Source organism: Yinghuangia sp. YIM S09857 (assembly GCF_051388915.1).
GTDB lineage: Bacteria > Actinomycetota > Actinomycetes > Streptomycetales > Streptomycetaceae > Yinghuangia.
Genome location: NZ_JBPKBH010000024.1, coordinates 49,094 through 58,858 on the forward strand (window position 1 = coordinate 49,094; position 9,765 = coordinate 58,858).

Here is a 9,765-nt window from a genome sequence, read left to right on the forward strand (position 1 = left end):
CGGGGCCCGAGCGGGGACGACTCCGGCGCGAACGACGGCCCCGGTACGCACCGCGTACCGGGGCCGTCGCCCTGTCTCCTGCCGTGCCCCGCGGCTACCCGCCCGCTGCGGCCCGGGCCGTCGGCGTCAGGTCACCGGAGGGCGCCGGCGGTTCACCACTTGACGGTGATCGGGGCGATCGCGACCTTGTCGAACTTGAAGGTCAGGTCGATCTCGGCGGCCGTGATCGAGTTGACCTTCGTGCTGGTGACCAGGATGTACGTGGTGAACTTGCCGTCCCGGCCGGCGAATGCCGCGGAGAAGTTCGCCACCGGGTTGGCGCCGTTGACGCCGATGATCGCCACCAGCGTGTTGGGGGTGAAGTTCTCCCCGGTGACCTTGACGAACGTCCACGGTCGGATGCTCGACTTGCTCAGCGTGATGGTCCGCTGCGGGACCGGGACCTCCTTCTTCTTCACGGCGATCGGCGCGGTGGCGCTCTTGGCGCCGTTCGTCACCTTGACCGTGTAGGAGCCGTCCGCGGTGCCCGGCGCGATGGTCGCCGTACCGCCCAGGCGGCCGTCGGCGCCGATCGCCAGGGTGTTGGCGGAGATGCCGGCCGGGTTGCAGTTCGCCCCGGCCGCGTCGCACAGCTCCGGCGTCGCGGTGCCGCCCGGCGTCCAGTTGACGCCCGCGAGCGTCGTGGCGGCGCCCGGCTCGACGGTGCCCGGGTCGGCGCTGAGCGTCGGGACCTCGGGCTGCGGCTCCTTGACCGTGACGGTCTCGGCGACGCCGCCGCCCGCGGTGATGTCGCACGGCGTGACCTGGGTCAGGTTGTACGCCGGGATGAACACCGTCGTCACCAGCTTCACCGGGGTGAACGTGACGTCGCCGGCCGCGGTGGCCGGGATGGTCAGCGCCCCGGAGTACGGCGGCGGGGTGATCGGGGCGTTCTGCGCGATGTCCATCGTGGTGGTCGGGCCGGTCACGGTGACCGTGCCCTCCGCGCCGCCGCCGAGCTTGAGTTCGATGGTCGGCGTCACCTGGACGCCGCTGAGCGCCAGCGGGCTGGTGGCCGGGCTCGGGCCGAGCGTGACGTTCGCGGTCACCGACGCGCCCGGGTCGGCCGGGTTCGGCGTGACCGCGAGGTCGATCGACTGGGCGCCGACGAAGTGCTTGTCGAGCGCCTGGACGTAGCAGTCCACGGTCGGGTTGATGGTGCCCGCGGACGAGGCCGGGGCCAGGGCGATCAGCCCGGTCGCCGCGATCGCGCCGGCGCCCAGGCCGGCCGCGAGCCGCCTGCCGAGTGAGGTCATGGGGGTGGAGCTCCCTTCTGAGGATGCCGTACGTGCCGCGCCGCGCGCTGCGTACGGCGGTTCGGGCGCCCAGCGGGCGTCGCAGGTGGAGGACGGGACGGCCGGGGCGCCGTCGTGCCGGGAAGCCGGGGGCGGGGGGGGGGGGGGGGGGGGGGGGGGGGGGGGGGGGGGGGGGGGGGGGGGGGGGGGGGGGGGGGGGGGGGGGGGGGGGGGGGGGGGGGGGGGGGGGGGGGGGGGGGGGGGGGGGGGGGGGGGGGGGGGGGGGGGGGGGGGGGGGGGGGGGGGGGGGGGGGGGGGGGGGGGGGGGGGGGGGGGGGGGGGGGGGGGGGGGGGGGGGGGGGGGGGGGGGGGGGGGGGGGGGGGGNGGCGAAGTCAATACCGCAATTACTTCCGGTAACACCACACTTCGCTGATCGGCAGGCCGCTGACCTGCGGTGACACGTGTCGATCCGGTCGGCCGAGGACGGCCGCGGGGCGCCGCGCGGGGCCCGGAAAAGCACGGAGGGTACCGCCGGCATCCCGCACAGGATGTCGGCGGCACCCTCCGTGGTGCCGCGTGCCGGGTCGCCCCTCCGCCACGCCGCCGTGGTCGGCCTCGCGGTCGGCCTGGTCGACGTCCGGCCGCGAAGGGCGTGCCGGCGACCCGTCAGATCAGCGTGAGCGTCAGCGTCGCCGTGTACGTGCCCGCGAGTTGGAAGCCCGGCACGTGCAGCGCGAGCCCCGCGTCCGCGGAGAACTCGCCGCCGCTCGGCAGCCCCGGCGTCGTCTGCGCGGGCATCCCGCACAGCCGCGAGCCGTCCACCGCGCCCGGCATACCGGTGAGCACCGGACTCGGCGAATCCGGGTTCAGCACCGCGCAGTTGGGCGTCCAGTACAGGGCCGCGCCGGGCAGTGTGCCCTGCGTGTCGGAGACGAAGTCACCCATGCGCCCGGTCAGTTCCCAGCCGAGCGTGCCGCCCCGAAAGTCCTGCACAATGACCTGGTTGAGCACGCCGTTCATGGTCTGCGGGGTGCCGTCGACGGTCACCGGCGACAGTTCGACGAGCTTGTCGGACGCTCCCGTCCGCTTGAACCCCAGGTGCCCGGGCAGGACTTCGCCGTCCGTGTTGCCGCCCGGCTCGACGGTGAACTTGGCCGCGGCGGCCTTGTTCTGATCCACACCCTCCGCGGCGGCGATCTGGTCCGTCTGAGCCTTGGTGACGGTCAACTGCCCCACGAACGCGCCGTCCGGACCCGAGTCGAGGAAGGCCAGGTCGAACGTCGGCTGGAGGTCCTTGTCGACGCCCGCGATCGAGATCGCGGTGTTCGGCGTGTAGCCGGTCCCGCGCACCGTGACCACAGTTCCCAACGGCCCGTGATTCGGCGTCAGTTCCACCGAACGCAGGTTGGGTGCGGGCGGCTCCACGGTCAGCGGGGCGCTCGCCGTACCGGCTCCGGGGCCCGTGCCGACGGTCACCTTGACCAGGCGTGGGCCCTGCGGCGCGTTCGGCGCGAGAGTGGCGTTGCCGCCGAGCGCGCCGTCCGGGCCGACGTTGAGCGTGTTGGCGCCGAACGCCGCGGGGTCGCAGGCGCTGCCGTCCGCCGCGCAGAGCTGCACGCCGACCGTTCCGGCGCCCACCGCGGGCCAGTTGAGGCCCGAAAGCGCCACCGCCTCACCGGCCTTGACCGGGTTCGGGGCGGCCGCGAGCGTCGGCGCGGGCGGGGCCGGAAGGCCCACCTGTACGGTCGAGGAGACTCCCGGCGCGCCCACCGCGGTGCACGGCGTGGTCTGCGCGATGAGCTTGAGCGCGTAGTCGCCCGGGCTCACATCGATCGCGCCGTTCGCGGTGACCGTGAACGTGCCCGTCATGTCGGATACTTGGACGACCGCGGGCGGCGCGCCCGCACCAGGGTTCTTCTTCGGCCCGTTCATCGTGACGTTGCCGGTCTGCGCCCCGGACAGCTTGACGACGCCCGAAGGCGTCACCGTGTCCTTCAGCAGGATGACGCCCGGCATCTGCGGGTTGCGCGGGTAGTCCTTCCACCGCCACGTCACGCTCACCACGTCGCCGACGCTGTAGTACGGCTTCTCCGGCGCCAGTTCGAGCGCCACGCGCGGCTTCCACGGGAAGACGGCACCGTTCGTCGCCTGCCTGCAACTGACGTCGTACGCGACCGGCTCGGCCCAGGCGGGCGCGTTGTTGCGCACCTTGAGCGGCACGGCCACGGCGGTCGCGCCGGACGAGACGCGGACCTTGTAGTCGCCCTCGCCCGTGGTCGGCAGCACGGACACGCGGCCCGCGAGGTTGCCGCCCGCGTCGACCCCGACGCCGGACACGGTGATCTGCGACGTACCGCACGCCGCGCCGTCCGCCGCGCACAGTTCCACGGCCGGAGCCGCGCCGCCCGCCGGCCAGTTCGCGCCGACGAGCTGGAACGGCGCGCTGCCGGGCCGGACTTCGCCCCGGGTGACGCCGAGCGTCGCGGACTGCACCGAGCCGTCCACCTGGAGCGTGGCGGACACCCCGGGCGTGCCGGTGGCGTCGCACGGGGTCTCCCAGGTGCCCAGCATGCTGGCGACGTTCTTGTAACTGCCGGGCGACAGGTGGATGGCGCCCGGTTTGGTGACGGTGAGGGTCCCGGTCATGTCCGACAGCCACAGCGGCTCGCCGCTCGGCGTGGCGGCGTTCTTCTTCGGCCCGGAGACGGCGATCGTGCCGCCTTGCGCGCCGGAGACGTCGACGGTGCCGAAGGGCTGAACCGAGTCGGCGTTGACGGTGACGCCGGACGGATTCTTCGCGGCGGCCTTCCAGTTCCACGTCACGGTGACCTGGTCGCCGACCGCGTACGCCGGTTTGCTCGGGCTGACCGTCAGGTCGACCTGGGCGGCGAAGTCGAACGGACTGCCGCCGACACTCGGCGGTGTGCAGTGAACGTTGTACGTCACGGTCGCGGCGTTCGCCGCCGGAGAACCGACCGTGACCACAACCCCGACGGCCGCGACGGCGGTACCGACCGCCGCCGCCAGGCCCTTCGCGGGTTTGCGCATAGAGAGCTGTCCCTCCTCGGGATCGTGCCCGTCCCGCCCCGGGGAGAGCGGTCCGTGTGCCCGGCCTCCGGCGTCCGCGAAGGTGCCCGCGTACGCCTCGAAGTGCCGTGCCGTGGACGGCGGATGGCTCGGTCGGCGGACGGCCGGGCCGAGTAGGGGTGGATCCGTCGACGCGGTCGTCCCGGCGCCCCACACGCCGGTCTCCCGATCCCAGACTGGAACGTGTTCCAGTTGGGGCCCTGCTATTCAGCGCCCAGATCGCCGCGAAGTCAAGACCGCCGCGGCGCTGTGGGGATCCCGTTTCCGCAGGTCGGTGCGGCCGAGCGGGGCGCGTGGGGACAGGGTGGTGCGCGGCCCGGCGTTCAGATCAGACTCAGTGTCAGTTCCGCGGTGTAGGGCGCCGCTTCGGTGGTCGGGACCGTCACGCCGAGGGTGAGTGCGGCGTCGACCTGGAACTCCCCGCCGGTCACCTCGCCCATGCTCGGGTTTTGGCGGCACAACAGCTCCGGGCTGTCGGCCGCGTCGCCCGGAAGGCCGTTCGAGACCGCGCTCGACGTGGTGCCGGTGGCCAGGCAGTTGGGCGTCCAGGCGAACCCGGACGCCGGGATGAGGGAGCCGTCGGGGGCCACGAAGTCGCCGATCTGGCCGGTCAGCGTCCAGCCGAGCGTGCTGCCGCGCTGGTCCACGACCTGGAGCGGGTGGAGCTGCCCGGTCACCTGGCGTGGGCCGGAGCCGGGCAGCAAGTCGCCCATGACCACGGCCTGTTGGTCGGCCTTCATGAACAGCGGCCCGGGCGGCGGCGGACCTCCCGCGGCGGGCGGTGCGTCGCCGGGGGCCGGGGCGTCGGACGGGGAGCCGTCGCCGGGCGCGGGCGACTGGCCCCCGACGGAGCCCGTCGACGGCCCTCCCGAGGCGGCCGGGGGAGTGGTCGTCCCGGGGCTGCCGGTGGGGCCGCCAGGTGTGCCAGGAGCCCCTGTGACGCCCGGAGTTCCGGTGGCGCCGGGTGTACCCGGCTGACCGGTGGTCGGCGGCGTGGTGCCGGGTCCGCCGGGCGTGCCCGGGTCGTCCGTCGGCTGCGGCCCGGGGGTGGAGGGTGTGCCGGACTGGATGCTGGTGGAGACGGGGGTGGTGCCGGTGGGGGTGCACGGAACGGGAGGGCCCCACAGGAGCGTGTCGATCGCGTACGCCCCGGGCGTCAGGTCGATGCGCCCTTCCCTGTCGACGGTGAACTTCCCGGTCATGGCTTCGACGGGCAGCGGCTGGCCGCCTCCCGTCGTCGGGTTCTTCTTGGGGCCGGCAACCTTGACCTCGCCGGTCTGCGAGCCCGACAGCTTCACCACGCCGCTCGGTTCGGCCGTGTCCTTGGCGATGAGAACCCAACTGGAAGGATTGCGAGGCGGTGTCTTCCACGACCACGTCACGGTCACCTCATCGCCCACCGCGTACGTCGGCTTCAGTGGCGCGACGGCGAGTTCGATCTGCGGATTCCAGGTGAACTTGAGGCCGTTGGCGAAGGTGGGATCGCATTCGACGGCGTGTGTGACAGCGGCGGCCTGCGCGGGCGGTGTGCCGGTGCCGAATCCCGCGGCGGCGGCGACGACTCCGAGGGCGAGGAGAAGTCCGGTGCGCCGTGAAGCCATGGTGCGGTCGCTCCCTATCTGCGTTCCTTGCGGTTCCGGACGGTCTTACTGACCCGGAGTCGAACAGCAATTCATCCGGTTCCCTGATGGTGTGTCAAGGCTCGGTGTCCGCACACTTCATCGCCATTGATCCCGAAGACTCGGAAAACCAACCGGATAGGTGTGATGTGTCCCGAAGTCACGCATCCCGCCGCGCTCCACGGCCTTGACGGCCGCGCCGACCGGCCGGAAGTGGTGACACGTGTCGATCCGTGCCACCTCGGCTTTCGTGTTTCCCGCGGCATGTCGACACAGTGATTTACGGGGTTCCGAATGATGCCGAACTGTTTTCCGGCACCGCCGTTTTTTCTGCCGATGACTGTTGTTCGCTCATGGGACTTGTCGTACCGTCACCCCATGATCTGACATGACATCAATGACTGGCACAGTCTTGATGTCTCTCGGGGTGCGGTGCAGACGGGGACTTCGATCTTCTGAAGCCCAGGTCAGCGTGCCCAGGGCCTGTGCGCTGGTGCGGGCCGTCGAGTCCGTCCGAACCACGCGAGTGGTGCGGCCGGGGGGACGATCGCGAACTCCGGTTCCCCGGAGGCGCGAACGGTCCGTGCAGGACGAAGGGCCGGAGCGGTCTGGCTGCGCACGCGACGCAGGCCGCGTCGGCCGTCGGAAGACGACAGGCAAGTCCCCGAAGGGAGAGCCACCCCTATGGTCAAGCTGATGGGTCGAGCGGCGGGCACGATTGCGGCCGCCGCACTCGCGACGGGTGCGACGCTGATGTTCGCGCCCACCGCGCACGCCGGTACGAGTTCCGGTCAAGCCACGTGCCCGGTTCCCAAGGAAATCCAGGGCGCCATGAACAACCAGACGGAGCTCAAGGGCCCCCAGGCGTACACCGTCACGGGCCCCGCGACGGCCGCCCCCGGCTCTGATGTGGAACTGAATGTCGACCTCGGGCCGAGTCCCGCCGAGGTGCCGCTGGACGTGTCGGGCGCGAAGCTGACGCCGACGGTGCAGTTCAAGGCCTCGGGTGCGTCGACGGCGCCGATCAGCGCCAAAGCCTCGACGATCGAGATGGACCTGAAGAAGGGCGGCATCGACCTGCCGGCCTTCAAGGTGAAGGTCAAGGTCCCCTCGGGCTCCGGCAAGCTGGACCTGGCGCCCGACAAGCTGACCCTTGACATCAACGCCATGGGCGTCACGTTGCAGATGGTCTGCACGACCACCGGCGCCGGCGTCGTCCACAGCATCACCCTCTCGGGCGGATCGACGGGCGGCACCACGAGCGGCACCACCAGCACCACCGGCGGTACCACGTCCACGAGTTCGGGTTCGTCGTCCACCTCCAGCGGTGGCGCGGCCGCGAGCAGCAGCAGCGGCAGCAGCACCGGCAGCCTGCCCAAGACCGGTCCGCTGGACGACGCCCTGTCGATGGGTCTGGTCGGCGGCACGGTCGGCCTGCTGGGCATCGGCGCCGTGCTGGTCGCGACCCGCAAGGTCCGCGCCTCGCGCAACACCACCGCCTGACAAAGGGTTTCGGGGGGGGGGGGGGGGNTCGATGGGTCTGGTCGGCGGCACGGTCGGCCTGCTGGGCATCGGCGCCGTGCTGGTCGCGACCCGCAAGGTCCGCGCCTCGCGCAACACCACCGCCGGACAAGGGTTTTCGGTGGCGCGGTGTGCACCGCGCCACCGAAACCCCGTGGGGTGAAAGCGGTTTCGGCCGCCGCCCGCGAAATCCGGTCATCGGCCCGTCGAGCCCGGCCGAATGATCCCGCCAAGGAAATGCGCGTGCCGTCGCGCCCGAACTCCCGGGCCGGCGGCACCGTTTCCGCCTGTGCGAACCCGTTTTCCAAGATCGGACTTGTCGGGTGTTGCCGGAGTATTACGCAACTCTTGGCGCGAGGCCGCCAAAGCCTTGACATCTGAGGCGCGTAACGGCATCAATGGCACGCCTGGTTTTTGAAACAGGTTCCACCCGCACGTCGGTCCCGCGCACCTCTACCAGAGCTTGGGGGCGCAAGGGCCGCGAGACGGCCGCCTCGGCCGTGTGCGACGGAAATTCGAGGCGACCGTCCCAGGAACGGCACCGGAGCGCCTGAGTCCATGGTAGTGCGCTCTCGGCTCAACTCCGGTGTGGTGTTCGACTGCCCCGCCCCCCGGCGGCGGCAGCAGCCCCTGGAAGGGAGTAGCACCTCACATGATCAAGTCCCGTAAGAGAGTCGCCGCGGGCCTCGGTGCCGCGGTGATCGCGGGTACCGCGGGCCTGGTGGCCGTGGCTCCGGCCGCGTCCGCCGGCACGGTCACGGTGCAGGCGGACTGCAACGTGCCGATCATCGGTCCGAAGCAGGGCCCGCAGAACGTCACGGTCGACCTCACCCCGGTCGCCGGCCCGGCCGGCATCACGGTCACGGCGAACGTGGACCTCGGTCCGCCGCCGATCACCAGCCCGCTGGCCATCGCCAACGCCAAGGCGCAGAGCACCCTGCACCTGACCATGTCCGGTGCCGCCACCGGCGTCGTCGACCTGGCCGGGCCCGAGGTCACGCTGGACCTGGTGCCGAACGTACCGATCGACCCGGCACCGTTCACCACCACGTTCACCATCCCGGCGAACGCGTCGGTCGGCGACATCAGCTTCACGCCGACCGGAACCACCAACATCACCGACATCCCGGGCTTCGGCCAGCAGATCGCCCCGTGCACCTACACGGGCGGCGGAGCCGTGGCGACGTTCACCGTAGAGGCGCCTCCCGCCCCCGTGACCGCGACCGTCGCGCCCACCACGATCCAGCAGGGATCGGGCGGAACGGTCACCGGCACCGGCTGGGAAGGCACCATCAGCGGTGTCGAGATGTGCGTCGGCGCGGCCTGCCAGCCGTACCCCGTGCACACCATCGCGGTCGGCGCGAACGGCGCGCTGACCGGCGGGTTCACGGTCGTGGACCAGGTGCCGCCGGGCACCTACTCCCTGAAGATCACCAGTGACTCGGGGCAGAGCACGCAGACCAACACCTTCACGGTCACCGGGGTTCCGCCGGTGACGGCCGCCGTCAACCCGACCTCGGGTGACCTCGGCGCCGCGACCACCGTGACGGGCACCAACTGGCCGGCCGGCAACGTGACCGTCCAGGGTCTGAAGCAGGACAACACCCCGACGACGGACGCCCCGGTGACCGTCGCGGTGGCCGCGGACGGCACCTTCACCACGCCGTACACGGTCAACGACGCCAACACCCGCAAGATCGGCGTCACCAACGGCACCAAGAGCGCCGCGGCGGCCTACACCGTCAAGGTCGGACAGCAGGTCTCGCAGGACCTGGAAGGCGAAGTCATCGGCGGTGGCCTGAACTTCCAGCAGGCCGGCACCGGGATCTCGCTGACCCCGATCACCCTGAACGGCAAGCCGCAGACCATGAACGGCGCGCTCAACCAGGTCAAGGTGCAGGACTTCCGCGGCACCACCCTGGGCTGGGACCTGACCGGCCAGATCACCGACTTCACCTCTCCCGCGGTGAGCGGCGTGATCTCGGCCGACCGGTTCACCTGGACCCCGGTGTGCGCGGTCACCAACCCGGACTCGCCGAGCGCGGTGCAGACCGGTTCGGCGGGTGCGGTCGGCGCCCTCTGCATCCAGAGCCCGAACGCCCCCGGCCAGGTGTCCGGCGGTGAGTTCACGGCGGACGCCGCGACGAAGCTCTCGGTCCCGGCGTGGCAGCTCTCCGGCACCTACACCGCCACCCTCACGCTCACCCTCATCTGATCTGAGCGTGGACTAGGACTCCCGGCCGGAGCCTCGGCCCGGCCGGGA

6 protein-coding genes are annotated in these 9,765 nt (G+C 71.9%); 3 read left to right on the forward strand and 3 right to left on the reverse strand.

Annotated features, from left to right (window positions below; translation table 11 throughout):
* Positions 1-152: 152 nt before the first annotated feature.
* The 3 genes from ACRX5S_RS34935 to ACRX5S_RS34945 form a co-directional block, all read right to left on the reverse strand.
* The gene (locus ACRX5S_RS34935; protein ID WP_436777234.1) at positions 153-1,295 is read right to left on the reverse strand and encodes a hypothetical protein; all 1,143 of its coding nucleotides are present in this window, start codon (positions 1,293-1,295) and stop codon (positions 153-155) included.
* 646 nt (positions 1,296-1,941) lie between these two features.
* Complete coding sequence (locus ACRX5S_RS34940) at positions 1,942-4,323, reverse strand: hypothetical protein (protein WP_436777235.1); 2,382 nt, start codon at positions 4,321-4,323, stop codon at positions 1,942-1,944.
* 362 nt (positions 4,324-4,685) lie between these two features.
* Positions 4,686-5,963: a hypothetical protein gene (locus ACRX5S_RS34945; protein WP_436777236.1), complete on the reverse strand. Its 1,278-nt coding sequence runs from the start codon at positions 5,961-5,963 to the stop codon at positions 4,686-4,688.
* 702 nt (positions 5,964-6,665) lie between these two features.
* Here ACRX5S_RS34945 and ACRX5S_RS34950 point away from each other — a divergent pair.
* From ACRX5S_RS34950 to ACRX5S_RS34960, 3 genes are all read left to right on the forward strand, one after another.
* Positions 6,666-7,484, forward strand: coding sequence for a hypothetical protein (locus tag ACRX5S_RS34950; RefSeq protein WP_436777237.1), 819 nt, complete (start codon positions 6,666-6,668; stop codon positions 7,482-7,484).
* Positions 7,485-7,515: 31 nt separating this feature from the next.
* Entirely contained in the window at positions 7,516-7,665 is a 150-nt protein-coding gene (locus ACRX5S_RS34955) for a hypothetical protein (protein ID WP_436777238.1), read from the forward strand.
* 489 nt (positions 7,666-8,154) lie between these two features.
* Positions 8,155-9,717 carry a hypothetical protein gene (locus tag ACRX5S_RS34960; RefSeq protein ID WP_436777239.1) on the forward strand — a complete coding sequence of 521 codons (1,563 nt, stop codon included), beginning with the start codon at positions 8,155-8,157 and terminating at the stop codon, positions 9,715-9,717.
* The last annotated feature ends 48 nt before the right edge of the window (positions 9,718-9,765 follow it).

Coding starts and splice junctions, on each gene's coding strand:
- ACRX5S_RS34950 (WP_436777237.1), top strand. CDS start 6,666: ATGGTCAAGCTGATGGGTCGAGCGGCGGGCACGATTGCGGCCGCCGCA.
- ACRX5S_RS34945 (WP_436777236.1), bottom strand. CDS start 5,963: ATGGCTTCACGGCGCACCGGACTTCTCCTCGCCCTCGGAGTCGTCGCC.
- ACRX5S_RS34955 (WP_436777238.1), top strand. CDS start 7,516: ATGGGTCTGGTCGGCGGCACGGTCGGCCTGCTGGGCATCGGCGCCGTG.
- ACRX5S_RS34940 (WP_436777235.1), bottom strand. CDS start 4,323: ATGCGCAAACCCGCGAAGGGCCTGGCGGCGGCGGTCGGTACCGCCGTC.
- ACRX5S_RS34935 (WP_436777234.1), bottom strand. CDS start 1,295: ATGACCTCACTCGGCAGGCGGCTCGCGGCCGGCCTGGGCGCCGGCGCG.
- ACRX5S_RS34960 (WP_436777239.1), top strand. CDS start 8,155: ATGATCAAGTCCCGTAAGAGAGTCGCCGCGGGCCTCGGTGCCGCGGTG.